This is a genomic window from Parasphingorhabdus sp., from assembly GCF_041748495.1.
Classification (GTDB): Bacteria; Pseudomonadota; Alphaproteobacteria; order Sphingomonadales; family Sphingomonadaceae; genus Parasphingorhabdus.
Genome location: NZ_JBGTDD010000036.1, coordinates 1 through 15,592, shown reverse-complemented (window position 1 = coordinate 15,592; position 15,592 = coordinate 1). Strand labels below are relative to the sequence as shown.

The following is a 15,592-nucleotide window of genomic DNA, read 5'->3' as shown; positions in this document are numbered from 1 at the left end:
CGAGCTTCAGCCCCTTGGCACCGCCATCGAACAACATCGGCTCACCATCGTTCAGCCAGAGCTGACCGGTCGCGGCGTTTTTCTTTTCGGTGAACTCGCCAAACACGTCCTTGTTGTAGACGATGCAGTTCTGGAAAATCTCGATAAACGCCGCGCCTTTATGCGCGTGAGCCGCCTTCAGCACTTCGGGCAGATCCTTCGACACGTCAAATCCGCGCGCGATGAACCGCGCGCCCGAACCGAGTGCGAAACTGCACGGCTCGGCGGGATGATCGACCGAACCAAATGGGGTCGACGGCGTGGTCGTGCCCTCGCGGCTGGTCGGTGAATATTGGCCCTTGGTCAGGCCGTAAATTTCGTTGTTGAACAACATGATCTGGCAATCGAGATTGCGGCGCAGCAAATGCATCATGTGGTTGCCGCCGATCGACAGTCCGTCGCCGTCTCCGGTGATGATCCACACATCAAGATCCGGATTGGCCAGCTTTACGCCAGTCGCCACGGCGGGCGCACGGCCGTGGATGGTGTGGAAGCCGTAAGTTTCCATGTAATAGGGGAAGCGGCTCGAGCAGCCGATGCCGGAGATGAAGACAGTGTTCGACGGATCGGCGCCGAGCTGCGGCATGGTGCGCTGCACCGCCTTCAGAATCGCATAGTCGCCGCAGCCGGGACACCAGCGGACTTCCTGATCGGTCTCCCAATCCTTCAGCGTCGTCTTAACGGGGGTCATGTCGTTCATCGCATCAACTCTCTTAAAGAACCGTTTTCCAGATCAGGAACAGCACCACCGCCAGCATGAGAAGCAGTGGAAGCACAGGCTTGGGCTTGGGGTCATTTTCATCATCATACATGCCCGGCATCAGAGCGCCTCCTCGATTGCGATTTCCAACTCGGCAATAGTGAAGGGTTGGCCGGTAATCTTGTTGAGCGGCTGCGCGTCGACGAGAAATTGATCGCGCAGCAGCGTCTTGAGCTGCCCCGTATTCATCTCGGGCACGATGACCTTATCATAGCCTTTGAGCAGATCTCCGAGATTGGCGGGCATCGGCCAGATATGACGGATATGGATGTGGCTGACATCATGGCCGTCCCGGCGCATGCGGCGCACCGCCTGATGGATCGGCCCGAAGGTCGAGCCCCAGCCGACCATGACGAGCTTGCCGCCCGGTTCACCCAGCGTGGTCTCCTGATCGGGAATGGAGTTTTGTACACCGTTCACTTTGGCGGCACGGATCGCAGTCATCTGCGCATGGTTTTCCGGGCTGTAATCGATATGGCCCGTGCCGGCCGCCTTTTCGATTCCGCCAATGCGGTGCATCAGGCCGGGCGTGCCGGGCTTGACCCAAGGCCGCTTGAGCTTCTCGTCGCGGGCATAGGGTTGGAAACCGCCCTTGGGAACGTCCTCCAGGAACTGCACCTCGAACGGCGCATAGCCATCCATGTCCGGCACCTTCCACGGCTCGGCGGCATTGGCGATATAACCGTCGGTGAGCAGCATCACCGGCGTCATATATTCCACCGCGATCCGCACTGCCTCGATCGCACAGTCGAACACGTCGACGGGTGAGCGCGCGGCGACGACCGGCATCGGTGCATCGCCATTGCGGCCAAACACAGCCTGGTAGAGATCGGACTGTTCGGTCTTGGTCGGCAGGCCCGTCGAAGGACCGCCGCGCTGCGAGTTGACGATCACCAGCGGCAATTCGGTCATGATCGCGAGGCCCATCGCCTCCCCCTTCAGCGCGATGCCTGGACCGGACGAACTCGTGACGCCCAATTGCCCTGCATAGCTGGCACCGATTGCCGAACAAATCGCGGCGATCTCGTCCTCGGCCTGAAAGGTGGTAACACCGAACTCTTTCAGTCGCGAAAGGTGATGCAGGATCGCCGAAGCAGGCGTGATCGGATAGCCGCCAAAGAATAAAGGCAGGCCCGCCAGTTGCGCACCCGCAACCAGGCCCAGCGCCGCCGCTTCGGCGCCGTTGACGGTGCGGTATAGCCCGGGCGCAGCGGGCGCGGGATCGACGCGGTGCTGCTTCAACGGACCGGAAATTTCGGCGGTCTCGCCATAGGCATGACCCGCGTTGAGCGCAGCGATATTGGCCTCGGCGATATCGGGTTTCTTAGCGAATTTGGCGTGCAACCAGTCGACGATCGGCTGGCGGTCGCGGTCGAACATCCAGAGCGCGAGGCCCAGCGTCCACATATTCTTGCTGCGCAGCGCTTCCTTGTTGCCCAGCCCGAATGGCTTCACCGCCTCCAGCGTCAGCGCGCTGATATCGAACGCCAGCAGATCATAGGGGGCAAGGCTGCCATCCTCGAGCGGATTGGCTTCATATTTCGCCTTGTCGAGATTGCGCTTTCCGAACTCGCCGGTGTCGGCAATGATCAGGCCGCCCTCGCGTAAAGATCCTACGTTGGTCTTCAGCGCCGCCGGATTCATCGCCACCAGCACATCGGGGCGGTCTCCGGCGGTTTCCACCGCAGTCGATCCGAAATTGATCTGGAACGCCGACACGCCGAACAGCGTGCCCTGCGGCGCGCGGATTTCAGCGGGGAAATCGGGGAAGGTCGCAAAATCATTGCCCGCCAGCGCCGATGACAGTGTGAACTGCCCCCCGGTCAACTGCATCCCGTCTCCGCTGTCACCCGCGAAGCGGACCACGATGCGTTCGGCGCTTTCCGCTCTGCTCGTTTCGTTCGGTGCCGTAGCCATGCCCGGCCTTTCATATCATCCGTTTGCTCTCGCCCGGAAGTAGGACAGGCACGGCACTTCCGCAAATTAGAAAATCTGTGGCGCGCACAGCCTGCGGTTCTCCGATTAGATTTTGACAGCGCTGGACTGCTTGGCCAGTGAAGGTCGCAACTAGCCACAAGGAGCTCCCATGGCCGATCTCACTGTCCGCGACGATGTCCGCAATTTTCTCGATATGCTGGAACAGATGGGCGGCAAAGCGGCGCATGAAGGCACTCCCACCGAGGCGCGGCAGGCGTTCAACATGCTGACGCCGCTCGCCGATCTGCCACCGGAAGAGCTTGCCGTGATCGCCGATATGCATTGCGATGGACCTGCTGGCCGCATTCCGCTGCGCTATTATGATGCGCGCGCCGATCGCGGCGATAGCCCGGTGATCCTGTTCATTCATGGTGGCGGTTTCGTCATCGGCGATCTGGAGAGCCACCATCCCTTCTGCACCTCGCTGGCGAAAGAGCTCGATCTGCCGGTGGTGGCGGTCGATTACCGGCTCGCCCCCGAACATCCCTTCCCCGCCGCGCCGGACGATTGCGAAGCGGCGGCACGCTGGGTCGCATCGAACCCCAAGGCGCTACCGTTCAAACCGACCGGGATCATTACCTGCGGCGACAGCGCGGGCGGCAATCTGGCCATCGTGACCACCATCGCGCTCAGGGATGAGCCCGCAGACGTTCCGGTCATTGCGCAATTCCCGCTCTATCCGGTGGTCGATTCGGGCGGCGATTATGAGAGCTTTCGCGAATGCGCCGAGGGCTTCCTGCTCACCAGCGAGACGATGGCATGGTTCGGCAAGCAATATGCCGCCGAAATCGGGCATGAACGCAACGATGTGATTCATCTCCCGCACGCGAATATGCCGCCGACGGTGATCGTCACCGCCTCGCTCGATCCACTGCGCGACCAAGGCAAGATTTATGCCGCCAAGCTGCGCGAAGTGGGCGTGCCCGTGCGCGAGATGATGGCCGAGGGCAACATCCACGGTTTCATCTGCCTGCGCAAGGCAATCCCTTCGACGCAGGCAGATATGGCCAAGCTGTTCGGCCTGATGAAGGAAACGCTCGCCGATATAGGAATGCAGCGATGACCACCGCCACCGACCTGCCCTATCGTCCCTGCGCCGGGATCATGCTCGCCAACCGGGATGGCCTGGTATTTGTTGGCCGGAGACTGGATGCAGCCAAGAGCCAATATCCCGACTCCTGGCAAATGCCGCAAGGCGGCATCGACAAGGGTGAGGAACCGGAAGCAGCAGCCTTGCGGGAGCTTTCGGAAGAAACCGGGCTCGTGTCAGACCATGTCCAGATCATCGCCCGGAGCGCCGACGAATATTTCTATGATCTCCCCGAGGAGCTGCTGGGTAAAATATGGAAGGGCAAATATCGCGGCCAGCGGCAAAGCTGGTTCCTGATGCGCTTTACGGGTGAGGACGACCATATCAACATTCAAACCGACCATGCCGAATTTTCAGCATGGAAATGGGCGCAGCCGACAGAATTGTGCGACTTGATCGTGCCTTTCAAGCGGGACCTATACCGGTCCCTGCTGAAAGAATTTCAGCCGCTAATTTAGTGTTTGCAGCGGATTTTTCCGCAATCGTCGATCAAGGCGTTTCGGCTTTCGGCTCTTCGTCACCGACTTTGGGTTTCGGTGTCACCGCTTCGGCCGACAGCACTGGCTTCTTTTCCGCAAGCTTGATCGCTGATGCCAGCTGGTCATTTTGCGAACAGCGAGACCGGCATAGAGTCTCGATCCGCGACAGATTCACTTTCGCTTTTTCCAACGCGCCACGCTGGATCAGCGCTTCCCCCTGACCGGACAAAGCATCGAGATTGTTCGGATCCAGAATCAGCGCCTCGCGATAGAGACGGATCGCCTTGCCGGGCAATTGCTGGGCCCGGGCAATTTGTGCCAAGGCGATGAAGCCGGATCCATTGCGCGGATCCACGGCCAAGGCTGTTTCGTAAAGGTCCGCGGCCAGATCAAGTTCGCCGCGCTTCTGCGCCGCTTCACCCAGTTGCATATATTCAACCGACCGCGGCTTGATCTCGATATCGGCAGACTGGCCAAAACTGACACTGGAAACGGTGGCAAAAACTAGGGACAAGGCGACGACGGCCGGTGAAAAACGCATAATCAGCTCCAATAAACTCTCTCGACCATAATCACGATCATCTGCATGCTGGCTTAACATGATTTGCTATCACAATTTTTCGAGACAGGTAAAATAAAAGCCATCCGTTCCGTCATGATAGGGTGAGAGAAGTAGGCCTCTACGATATGGGCGGCCAATCGGCAAATCAATTGATATTTCTCGCCACCCGGGGTGGCGATCGAGAAACCTTTCGGTCTGGTTGCCGCCTTCAACGTCAAGCAGCGAACAAACGGCATAGACGAGGCGTCCGCCAGGCTTCACCATCTCGCTTCCGAGATCCATCAGTCTTTGCTGCAATTCTGTCGTGTGCTCGAGCCGTTTCGGCGTCATCCGCCAGCGCAGTTCGGGGTTGCGCCGCCAGGTTCCGGTTCCGCTACACGGTGCGTCAACCAGAACCATGTCGCAACCGGCCCTCAGATATGCAAGCGATTCCAGTTCCTGGCCCGGTGCCAGCAGGATTGTCTCGATATTCCGGGCGCTGGCTCTGCGTTTGCGGGGATCGATCCGGCTCAGCCGGCCGCGATCCGTATCCGCGGCGATAATCTTGCTGTCAGAGGGCAGCATTGCGGCCAGCGCCAATGATTTGCCGCCCGCTCCAGCGCACAGATCAAGGACCAGCGTCGGCTTGCTGGCGGCCCCGGCGAAGGCAATCGCCTGGCTGCCGAGATCCTGAATTTCAATGGCCCCTTCCTGAAAGAGGATCTTGTCTTCCAGCTGGGTCCCGGCGGGAAGCTCATAGCTATGCGGCAAGGCCAGCGCTGTGGCCTCGGGCCATGCCGATCTGACTTCCAGGTCGGTAGAACGCTGGCCATTGACGCGGATATGCAAAGGCGCCCGGTCGAACAGCGCTATTTTTTCAGGTTCATCGATCAGACTGGCAAACCTGCTTGTCAGCCAGTCCGGAATTTGCGCACCGCTCGTGACCGGTTCATCGGCATCTATGGCGGCGGGACCATATTGGGAACCACCGAATAATTCTCGCAACTCGGGTTGTTCGGTGATCAGTCCGAGCATCGCCTGTCTGCCGCTTTCGGGTCGGTCTCCCCAGCGCCGGATGGCGGCATAAACAAGCTCGCGAATGGCGCGCCGGTCGCCCGAGCCCGCGTAGCGCCTTTCCTTGAAAAATTTCTTGGCGATATTGTCCGCAGACGCACCATTGTCCCGGGCAGCGGCTATGATCCAGTCCAGCATCTCGATCGCTGCTTGCAGCCTTGCCGAAGGAGTCACTTGCCCACGCGATCGTCGGCGTGGACGCAATGATGCTCCGTCCGTACATATGTTGCATATTCTGCGGCGATTTCTGCTTTCAGCTTCACGGCACTCTCTTCACAACTCTCAATGGTCAAATAGGCATCGCTGCTCCATAGCGGCTTGTCCTCGGCCTGTCCGGCAGGCCAGACAAACAGGAATAAAAAAATCTTGGCTTCGATCACCTGATGCCTTCAGGAATTCTACCGGGTCGGGTAATTTGGTGCTTCTCTGGTAATCGCCACATCATGGACATGGCTTTCCTGTAGTCCGGCATTGGTGATCCGGATGAACTCGGCCCGTTCGCGCAAATCTTCCAGTGTTGCGGAGCCGGTATAGCCCATCGCGGCCTTCACGCCGCCGACCAGCTGATGAATGACATCGCGGGCTGGACCCTTGAACGGCACCTGTCCCTCGATGCCTTCGGGCACGAGTTTCAACTGATCGGTAATATCCTGCTGAAAATAGCGATCCGCCGACCCGCGTGCCATGGCACCGACCGAGCCCATGCCGCGATAGCTTTTATAAGCCCGACCCTGGAAGAGGAAGGTTTCACCCGGCGCTTCTTCGGTTCCAGCGAGGAGCGATCCGATCATCACCGCCGATGCACCGGCTGCCAGCGCCTTCGCAACATCACCCGACGTTCGCAGTCCGCCGTCGGCGATAACGGGAATACCGGATTTTTCCGCTTCTTCCGCACAATCCATGATCGCTGTAAGCTGCGGCACACCGACACCGGCGACCACCCGCGTCGTACAGATCGAGCCTGGGCCGATCCCGACCTTGATCCCGTCCGCGCCCGCGTCAATCAACGCGCGGGTAGCGGCTGCGGTCGCGACATTGCCAGCAATGATCTGAGCGCCATTCGACCGTTTCTTGATATCTTCCACCGCCCGTGCAACCATCGCGCTGTGCCCATGAGCGGTATCGATGACGATCAGGTCGCATTCCGCGTCGATCAGCGCCTGACTGCGCTCCAGACCGCTTTCCCCAACGGTAGAGGCCGCAGCCACGCGCAATCGGCCAGTCGTATCCTTGGTCGCATTGGGATAGGTGACCGCCTTTTCGATATCCTTGACCGTGATCAATCCGACGCAATGATAGTCGCCATCGACCACAAGCAATTTTTCGATCCGGCGCTGGTGCAGCGTGCGCCGCGCTTCTTCCTGGCTAACCCCCGCCGGAACCGTGGCCAGATTGTCCCTGGTCATCAACTCGGATATCAATTGCTTCGGATTTTCGGCAAAGCGCACATCGCGGTTGGTCAAAATACCGACCAGCTTGCCGGATTTCTCGACGACAGGAATACCGGATATCCGGTTCTGCTGCATCGTCGCCTGGGCTTCTGCCAAGGTCGCATCTGGCGCGATCGTGATCGGATTGACTACCATCCCGGATTCAAAACGCTTGACCTGCCGTACCGCAGCGGTCTGCTGGGCGATGGTGAGATTGCGGTGCAAAACACCAATTCCGCCCATTTGTGCCATCACGATCGCCATGTCCGATTCGGTCACCGTATCCATGGCAGAGGAAAGGATCGGGATATTGAGGCCGATAAGCTTGGACAATCGCGTCTTGGTATCGGCCTGGCTCGGTACGATTTCGGACGCGGCTGGCCGCAGCAGGACATCATCAAAAGTCAGCCCCAACCGAATTTCTTTATGCTTGCCTGGCCTGCTCATGATCGCCACTTTCCGGTTGCGTGAATGTGATTCTGTGGCGGCCCATGTAATCAGTTATCGGTCTCGCCGCTAGTGGCTTTTCCCGGATAAGTCCGGGTCGAGGAAAAATAGCGACCGAGCGCAACATGGAAATTGGCATCGGCAGCCGCGCCCGCCAGCACCAATGTGTCATTCACTTCATCGCCGACATCATGATAGGGGCCGTTGATGAAGGCATTAAGCCGTTCCTCATCGGCAAAGGCGCTGCTGATCATATAGGCCGGGATATTCTGCTCCAGAAACACATAGCCATCCTGACGCTTGAGATAAATGTCGGTTTTGCCGCTACGGTCAATTTCACGATTCTCCTTGGCAGCAACAATTTCGATATGACGGTCCAATGACGTCTCTCCCAGACCAATAACGGCAATATTCCGGCCATTATCCGAAAGCGCAATGGTATCGGCATTGAACACCACGACCAATGCATCGAGTGCAATCGGCGCATCCTCGACAAACGCATGCGCGCCCAGCAAGCCCTTCTCTTCGGCGGTTGTTGCGAGAAAATAAATATCCCGGACAGGCTCTCCGGCGGACAGGCGCCTGGCACTCTCGATCAGCAACGAAATGCCGCTGGCATTGTCGACGGCGCCATTACATATCCGGTCCTTGCCGGGATCGATCGGATCCTCGATCCTGCATATGCCAAAATGGTCCCAGTGCCCCATGAACAACACCGCCCCCTGATCAGGATCGGAACCGGGAATCTTTCCGATCACATTGTGGGACAAATAGGGTCGAACCTGCGTTTCGGTCCTGGCATCCGCATTCAGCCCGAGATCGAGGGCCGATATCGCATCACGATCAGCCAGAAGTGCTTCGGCATCCAGATCAGATTGCCGAACCAGCTTGCGAAACTCATCGAAGCTGATCAATCCTTCGACAGCGGCGTGATGATCCGGACCAGCCAGGGTTGTTGCCCCCCTTTGAAAATATCTTCGAAACGCAGGCCAGCGCGCCTGTTCTTCGATGACAGTGATCACACCAACCGCACCTGCCGCGATCAGCTGCTGCTTGCGCTTGCGAAAATCTGGCAGTTTGTCGCTATTTGCGGATGGTGCGCGTGGTAGCAGAACGAGTTTACCAGCAACCGACAGCCCGCCGGGCTCCAGGTCAGCAAAACCCGCGAATATCACCGGTATTCCAGACTGACGAAAGTCTGGACCCCGGCTCCGCAGAAGGATTCCCTCCCGCGAAAGGCGCACCGTCTTGCCTCCGCTCCTGTGGGAAAAATCGATCCGATGGCTCATCGGCCTTCGCTCCACCAACGGCACGGGCGCATACCAGGAGCCATTCTCGCTGGCGGGGCGCAGCCCTGCACGGGACCACTGCGTTGCAATATAGTTGACGGTCTTGTTTTCGCCGACCGTTCCGGGCTCCCGCCCTTCAAATTCGTCGCTCGCCAATATCTCGATATGGCGCAACAGGTCTGCTTCGCTGATCGGCTCGGCGCGCGCTGCGTCCGATAAAATCAGGCCCGCAAAAATCCACAAGGCAATGATACGCATTTCAACTGCAACCCTTGAGCTAAGGCAAAAATTTCGCTTTTTCCTTGGCATTATACTGCAAATAATCAATGATAATGAGACCGGTCGCAAGGGAGAACGGAAATGGGCGTTTCGCTGTTATTGTTGGTGCTGTTGGTCATCATCATCTATCTGTTTGCGAGTATCAAGATCGTCCGACAGGGCTATCATTATACCATCGAATATTTTGGCCGCTTTACCACCACTGCCCACCCGGGATTCAATTTTTATCCGGCCTTTCTCTACCGCGTTGGCCGCAAGGTGAACATGATGGAGCAGGTGCTGGATATTCCGGGCCAGGAAATCATCACCAAGGATAATGCGATGATCTCCACCGATGGCGTGGTGTTCTTCCAGGTGCTGGATGCCGCCAAGGCAGCCTATGAAGTCAATGATCTCTACAATGCGATCCTCAATCTCGTCACCACCAACTTGCGCACGGTCATGGGATCGATGGATCTGGATGAAACCTTGTCCAAGCGCGACGAGATCAATGGTCGACTGCTGACTGTGATCGACGACGCCACCACGCCGTGGGGCCTCAAGATAACCCGCGTGGAAATAAAGGATATCCGTCCGCCGCAGGACATCATCAACGCGATGGCCCGGCAGATGAAGGCCGAGCGCGAAAAACGCGCCAATATACTGGATGCGGAGGGAGCGCGGGCTTCCGAAATCCTTCGTTCCGAGGGCGAAAAGCAGGGCCAGATATTGCAGGCGGAAGGCCGCAAGGAAGCGGCGTTTCTTGACGCCGAAGCCCGCGAACGCGAAGCCCAGGCCGAAGCCAAGGCCACCGAATTGGTGTCTCAGGCGATTGCCGGCGGCAATGCGCAGGCGATCAACTATTTTATCGCCCAGGACTATGTGAAAGCCGTGGCAAAATTCGCCACTTCGCCGAATGCCAAGACCATCTTGTTCCCGATCGAAGCCACGCAGTTGATCGGGACGTTGGGCGGCATCGGCGCGCTGGCCAAGGAAGCCCTTGGCGAGAATAGCCAGACTTTCGCGCCACCCCCACGCAAGGGTCCGTTCGACAATCAGCCATGATGCGATCTGCAGAAATCGGGATATAGGGCATGGATGATTTCACCATCAACAATCCGGAATATGTCTGGCTGGGTCTCGCCGCACTGCTCGCGCTGGCCGAACTATTCGTACCGGGCGTTTTTCTGATCTGGGTCGCCGGTGCGGCGGCGGTAACCGGTATTCTGTCATTCTTCATCGATTTTACCATTGCCGGTCAACTCACTGCCTTTGGTCTGTTGACGATAATTGCAGTGCTTGGCGGGCGGCGCTGGTATTTGACCCATAATGTTGAAAGTGAAAGCCCGCTGCTCAACAATCGTTCGGCGCAACTGATCGGGAGAACGGTAACCGTTGTGGAAGCAATTTCGGCAACAAGCGGGCGTGTGAAGGTGGCGGACGGCGAATGGCCCGCACGGGGTCCCGCTATGGAAAAAGGCGCGATCGGAAAAGTAGCCTCGGTGGAAGCTGGTGTCCTGCGGCTGGAACCACTCGAAGGCCCGATGTCCCTGGAAACCAAAGCAGCGTCGTGAGCGATCCCTGCGGCCAAGCCTAGCGAATCAGCTTGCCCGCCATTCCTATGATATCATCCAGCGGATTGCCGTCACTATGCAGGTCGAGCAAGGATCCGAGGTCGTCACGGGAAGATCCATTATTGCCTCCGCCCAGCAAACCGCCGATCAGACCACCCAGCCCACGGCCATTATCATTCTCCTCATCTTGCTTGGCCAAATATCCGGCGACCATCATCGCCACCACCGGCAGCATTTTTTTCAGTAACTCACTATTGATTCCGGTCTGCTGTTCCGCGCCGGCGGCAACCGTCCGGCTGACTATCTTTGAACCAAAAATCTGATCGAGCACACCATTGCCTTTTTCGACCGGAGTGGGCTGCGGATCGACAACGCTGTCGAACAGGGCAGCGCCGCCCAGCTGACCCAGCAATCCAACCAGTCCATCCAGACCGCCGGGCCGCGACTGCGCTGCTTTCTTGAATCCGCCAAGAACCGCCGGCAGCAATGCGGCTGTGCCAGCTTCGGCCACATTTTCACCGATTCCCAGTTCCTTGGCCATCGTGCCGACACTACCCGACTGCTGCAACACATCCATAATCGTCATCAACTACATCCTTCTTCGCCAAATTTGCCGCTCGACGAGTGTGCAAGGGAGAGGTCCCTAGCGTTATCCTATTCCGAAAGTCGTCCGATCCGGGATAGGCCGAGATTTGCATGCTATCGGCAGCGGCAATGCGCGAGCGACCCAGTGAAACAACGTCGTCAGCGGGCCGGAAGCGGCATATAAAAATAATTCACTGAAAAGACAGACCATGAGTCTCAAACGCCGGAGCAGATGAAATGTTCCCCGTCGAATGACATGACTTATCCGCTGGACGGCACGCCCGATTAAACTTAGGCCGAGTGTCGTGAGCGATCATGCCCCCCTTTCCTTTGCCGAAGCTCCGAACGACTGCAGCCAATGCCCGCGTCTGACCGCGCTACGCAATCGGCTGCGCCAAGATCATCCGGAATGGTGGAACGCACCGGTTCCGGCCTTTGGCGACCACCATGCGTGGCTCGCCATTGTCGGCCTGGCGCCGGGAAAGGAAGGTGCCAATCGAACCGGCAGGCCCTTTACCGGCGATGCTTCGGGAGAAATGCTGTTCGCTACGTTGACCAACTATGGATTCGTCGAGGGTGCGTTCGCCAATGACCCTGCTGACGGAATCAATCTGAACGGTGCGATCATCCTCAACGCGGTCCAATGCCTGCCGCCGGAGAACAAGCCGACCGGTGCCGAAATCAACAATTGCCGACATTATCTTGCCAGAGCATTGGACAGTCTGGCCAATCTGAAAATCATTCTGGCGCTTGGTAAGATTGCGCATGACAGCATCATCAGACTATCCGGAGCGCGTCTCTCGGATCATAAATTTGCCCATGGGGCGCTGCATAATCTGCCTAATGGCCGCACCCTGATCGACAGCTATCACTGCAGCCGCTACAATGTGAATACGGGACGCCTGACGGCAGAGATGTTCGAGGATGTTTTCAAACAGGCGATCTATATGTCCTCGACGAGCCGCCCGTAGAGCTCCGGTCGGCGGTCGCGGAAAAACCCCATGCCGGCGCGGTGCTTGCGCGCCTCTTCAAGATCAAATGATGCGACCAGCACGCCGGTCTCGTCCGAGCCATATTCGGTCACCAGATCACCCCATTCATTGGTGATGAAACTGTGGCCGTAAAAGGCCTGGCCATCCTCAATACCGATGCGATTGCTGGCCACCACCGGCATGCAATTGCTGACCGCGTGTCCCTGCATCGCCCGGCGCCACATCCGGCTGGTGTCGAGGTCCGCATCATATGGCTCCGAGCCGATGGCGGTTGGATAGAACAGAATCTCCGCGCCCATCAGCGCCATCGCCCGCGCGCTTTCCGGATACCATTGGTCCCAGCATATCCCGATCCCGATCCGGGTACCGCAGACATCCCAGACTTTGAACCCCGTATTGCCCGGTCGGAAATAATATTTTTCCTCATAGCCAGGGCCGTCGGGGATATGGCTCTTGCGGTACACACCGATGATTTCGCCATCGGGATCAATCATCGCGATGCTGTTATAATGATGCGGCCCGTCCCGCTCGAAAAAGCTGGCCGGGATCGCAACGGACAATTGTTTCGCCAGCTTTTGCATGGCAAGCACCGGCGCACTCTCCGCCACCGGCTGCGCCAGGGCAAAAAGCGCTTCATCCTCGGTCTTGCAAAAATAGGGGCCGGCAAACAGTTCCGGGGGCAGGATGATCCGGGCACCCTGTTCGGCCGCCTCCGCGATCAGGCCGCTAACGGCAAAAATATTGTCCTGTACATCGCCACCCAGAGGCAGCTGCAGGGCCGCTACGCTTATATTGGTCATAGCGGCCCTGTTAGCGGTTTAGGGACGCTTCTTAAACAATAATGTCATCCGGTCCGATTCTCCGATGGCTTCATATTTGTTTCGGTCCTGGTCGCCCAGTCGCAATATCGGCGGCAATGTCCACACGCCGCCATCATAATCGGATGTATCCCGGGGATTGGCATTGATCTCGGATTCGCTGACCAGTTCGAAGCCGTTCAGTTCAAACAGGCTCACAACCGATGACTGCTTCAGATAGCCCTTGCTGCCGTTGGACATCGCATAGGATGCATCATCCTTGGCGCGGTGCTGGACGATCCCGACCATGCCGTCATCCGCCAGCATTTCCCGCAGAGCGCGCAATTCGGAATCCGCCTGGTTGCCGTTCAGCATGCCATGCAGCGACCGGAATATTACAATCCGGTCAACCGTGCCCTTCATGTCATCCGACATTTCGTCGCTTTCAACGGCCATTATCTTCTGGGTATCCACACCGGTCCATTTTGCTGCTGTTGCAGGGAAGTTTTCCGTCCAGCCTTTCGCCCGAGCTTCTCGGGCCCGATCGGTGAAATTGGTTGCCGAGCTATCGGAGTTGACCGCAATATATTGTCCGCCTTCTGCGAGATAGGGAAGCAATATACGCGTATACCAGCCGCCACCTGGACCATATTCAACGACACGATGCTCGGGTTGGATGTCAAAAAAGGTGAGTGTCTCGGCCGGGTTGCGATAGGCATCGCGGGCTTTGTCATCAGCCCGCCGATCATGATCCAATGTGGCCTGCAGGCTGGTATCGACCATGGAAGTGCTTGCTCGTTCTTGCTGGTTGGCGGTGGCGGGAGCATTGACACCCAGCATCGCCAGTGCCGCGCTCGCCATCAACAATTTCTTCATATTCTTTCCTCTCAGATTTCAGGGCTATTTTTTGCTATAGCTATTTCTACCCCAAAGACTTGCCTACACAATATGTATTAGTGGGCAAATTCCATAGATGACCTATATTGCGGGAGAATGTCGGGACGCGGATATATTTCGTCATAAGGCACGGATTTGCCTGTATCCTGCACAATCCGAACATGTTTGCGGCCCAATTGACGCGGCTCATCGACACCGCAGCTATGCGCGATCACTTCGACTTCATGGACGATATTCCGGCAGTAATTGGCCACTTTCACCTTCTTGTCCTGCGGGTCAAGACCGCGTTGCAGCCGGGGATTATGCGTGGTCACGCCGGTCGGACAGGTATTCTTGTTGCACTTGAGCGACTGGATACAGCCGAGCGAAAACATGAAACCCCGCGCTGTATTGACGAAATCAGCGCCGGCGCAAATCGCCCAGGCGACACTGGACGGTGTGATCCGCTTGCCCGACGCAATGATCCTGATCCGGTCGCGCAGTCCGTACCGGTGAAGAATATCGGACAGCATCGGGAGGCTTTCCTTCAACTGCAAGCCGACATTGTCCATTAGCGGCATCGGTGCTGCACCGGTGCCGCCATCGCCGCCATCCAGAGCAAAGAAATCCGGCGCACTGGCGATTCCGCGCAAATGGATGGCTTCGCACAATTGCTCCAGCCAGTCATAGGTACCGACAACCGCCTTGATCCCGGTCGGCTTGCCGGTCACTTCGCGCACATGGTGGATGAAATCGAGCAATTGCTCGACGCTGTTGATTTCGGGATGGCGGTTGGGCGAGATGCTCGGCTGTCCTTCGGCGATGCCGCGAATTTCGGCGATCATCCGGTTCACCTTCTCCCCGGGCAAAATTCCGCCCTTGCCCGGCTTGGCACCTTGCGAAAGCTTGATTTCGAACATTTTTACCTGCTCGTGCGCCGCCACCGTCCGCAGCTTTTCGTCGCTCAGACTGCCGTCCAGATTGCGCACGCCATATTTCGCAGTTCCAATCTGGAATACGATGTCGCAGCCGCCTTCGAGATGATAGGACGAAAGTCCGCCTTCTCCCGTATTCAGCCAGCAATCGGCCAATTTGGCACCATACGAAAGCGCGCGGACGGCAGGAACCGACAGGGCGCCAAAGCTCATTGCCGAGATATTGAACAAGGACCGGGCTTCGTAAGGATGCCTCGCCTGCGGTCCGATGATGCAGCCTGTGGTTTCTGCGGCATCACTGGCAAGCCTCGGGAACGGGCAATTGACAAAAATTGCCGTGCCGGGCGGCTCCAGGTTTTTTGTTGACCCGAATGCGATGGTATTGTCCATGCCGAGTCCGGCTCTGTCTACCCATTCCCGCTCCGCCCGGTTGAATGGCATTTCCTCGC

Annotated in this window: 16 protein-coding genes; 5 read left to right on the top strand and 11 right to left on the bottom strand. The window is 57.8% G+C overall.

Annotated elements, in window-relative coordinates; genetic code table 11:
* Nucleotides 1-739 (bottom strand): 2-oxoacid:ferredoxin oxidoreductase subunit beta (locus ACEW8J_RS02975; protein ID WP_373490146.1); only part of this gene is annotated, 739 nt, incomplete at its 3' end.
* 120 nt (nt 740-859) lie between these two features.
* Nucleotides 860-2,716 carry a 2-oxoacid:acceptor oxidoreductase subunit alpha gene (locus ACEW8J_RS02970; protein ID WP_373490145.1) on the bottom strand — a complete coding sequence of 619 codons (1,857 nt, stop codon included), beginning with the start codon at nt 2,714-2,716 and terminating at the stop codon, nt 860-862.
* 169 nt (nt 2,717-2,885) lie between these two features.
* On the opposite strand from ACEW8J_RS02970, the gene ACEW8J_RS02965 reads away from it, so the two are divergent.
* Together ACEW8J_RS02965 and ACEW8J_RS02960 are read left to right on the top strand one after the other, a co-directional pair.
* Complete coding sequence (locus ACEW8J_RS02965; protein WP_373490144.1) at nt 2,886-3,839, top strand: alpha/beta hydrolase; 954 nt, start codon at nt 2,886-2,888, stop codon at nt 3,837-3,839.
* Nucleotides 3,836-4,324: an RNA pyrophosphohydrolase gene (locus tag ACEW8J_RS02960; protein ID WP_373490143.1), complete on the top strand. Its 489-nt coding sequence runs from the start codon at nt 3,836-3,838 to the stop codon at nt 4,322-4,324. The genes ACEW8J_RS02965 and ACEW8J_RS02960 overlap by 4 nt, the downstream gene beginning before the upstream one ends.
* 31 nt (nt 4,325-4,355) lie before the next feature.
* Here ACEW8J_RS02960 and ACEW8J_RS02955 read toward each other — a convergent pair whose 3' ends face one another.
* From ACEW8J_RS02955 to ACEW8J_RS02935, 5 genes are all read right to left on the bottom strand, one after another.
* Nucleotides 4,356-4,886, bottom strand: a complete 531-nt coding sequence (locus ACEW8J_RS02955) for a tetratricopeptide repeat protein (RefSeq protein ID WP_373490142.1) — start codon at nt 4,884-4,886, stop codon at nt 4,356-4,358.
* A gap of 69 nt (nt 4,887-4,955) precedes the next feature.
* The gene (locus ACEW8J_RS02950; protein ID WP_373490141.1) at nt 4,956-6,134 is read right to left on the bottom strand and encodes an RsmB/NOP family class I SAM-dependent RNA methyltransferase; all 1,179 of its coding nucleotides are present in this window, start codon (nt 6,132-6,134) and stop codon (nt 4,956-4,958) included.
* Nucleotides 6,131-6,340: a hypothetical protein gene (locus tag ACEW8J_RS02945; protein WP_373490140.1), complete on the bottom strand. Its 210-nt coding sequence runs from the start codon at nt 6,338-6,340 to the stop codon at nt 6,131-6,133. The genes ACEW8J_RS02950 and ACEW8J_RS02945 overlap by 4 nt, the downstream gene beginning before the upstream one ends.
* A gap of 18 nt (nt 6,341-6,358) precedes the next feature.
* The gene (gene guaB, locus ACEW8J_RS02940; protein WP_373490139.1) at nt 6,359-7,837 is read right to left on the bottom strand and encodes an IMP dehydrogenase; all 1,479 of its coding nucleotides are present in this window, start codon (nt 7,835-7,837) and stop codon (nt 6,359-6,361) included.
* A gap of 50 nt (nt 7,838-7,887) precedes the next feature.
* On the bottom strand, nt 7,888-9,384 hold the full coding sequence (locus tag ACEW8J_RS02935) for a M28 family peptidase (protein ID WP_373490138.1): 1,497 nt from the start codon (nt 9,382-9,384) through the stop codon (nt 7,888-7,890).
* A 102-nt stretch (nt 9,385-9,486) separates the two neighbouring features.
* On the opposite strand from ACEW8J_RS02935, the gene ACEW8J_RS02930 reads away from it, so the two are divergent.
* Both ACEW8J_RS02930 and ACEW8J_RS02925 read left to right on the top strand, forming a co-directional pair.
* Nucleotides 9,487-10,449 (top strand): SPFH domain-containing protein, encoded by a 963-nt coding sequence (locus ACEW8J_RS02930; protein ID WP_373490137.1) that lies wholly within the window; start codon nt 9,487-9,489, stop codon nt 10,447-10,449.
* A 29-nt stretch (nt 10,450-10,478) separates the two neighbouring features.
* The gene (locus ACEW8J_RS02925) at nt 10,479-10,958 is read left to right on the top strand and encodes an NfeD family protein (protein WP_373490136.1); all 480 of its coding nucleotides are present in this window, start codon (nt 10,479-10,481) and stop codon (nt 10,956-10,958) included.
* 19 nt (nt 10,959-10,977) lie between these two features.
* On the opposite strand, the gene ACEW8J_RS02920 is transcribed toward ACEW8J_RS02925, so the two are convergent.
* Entirely contained in the window at nt 10,978-11,544 is a 567-nt protein-coding gene (locus ACEW8J_RS02920) for a DUF937 domain-containing protein (protein ID WP_373490135.1), read from the bottom strand.
* Nucleotides 11,545-11,848: 304 nt separating this feature from the next.
* Between ACEW8J_RS02920 and ACEW8J_RS02915 the strand changes: the two genes are divergently transcribed.
* Nucleotides 11,849-12,514, top strand: coding sequence for a uracil-DNA glycosylase (locus tag ACEW8J_RS02915; RefSeq protein WP_373490134.1), 666 nt, complete (start codon nt 11,849-11,851; stop codon nt 12,512-12,514).
* Here the strand turns inward: ACEW8J_RS02915 and aguB are convergent.
* The 3 genes from aguB to ACEW8J_RS02900 all read right to left on the bottom strand — a co-directional run.
* Nucleotides 12,487-13,335 carry an N-carbamoylputrescine amidase gene (aguB, locus tag ACEW8J_RS02910; protein WP_373490133.1) on the bottom strand — a complete coding sequence of 283 codons (849 nt, stop codon included), beginning with the start codon at nt 13,333-13,335 and terminating at the stop codon, nt 12,487-12,489. The two genes, ACEW8J_RS02915 and aguB, sit on opposite strands and share 28 nt — an antisense overlap.
* An 18-nt stretch (nt 13,336-13,353) precedes the next feature.
* Entirely contained in the window at nt 13,354-14,208 is an 855-nt protein-coding gene (locus ACEW8J_RS02905; RefSeq protein WP_373490132.1) for a class I SAM-dependent methyltransferase, read from the bottom strand.
* 77 nt (nt 14,209-14,285) lie between these two features.
* Nucleotides 14,286-15,592: FMN-binding glutamate synthase family protein (locus ACEW8J_RS02900; RefSeq protein WP_373490131.1), on the bottom strand; the 1,307-nt coding region annotated here is incomplete at its 5' end.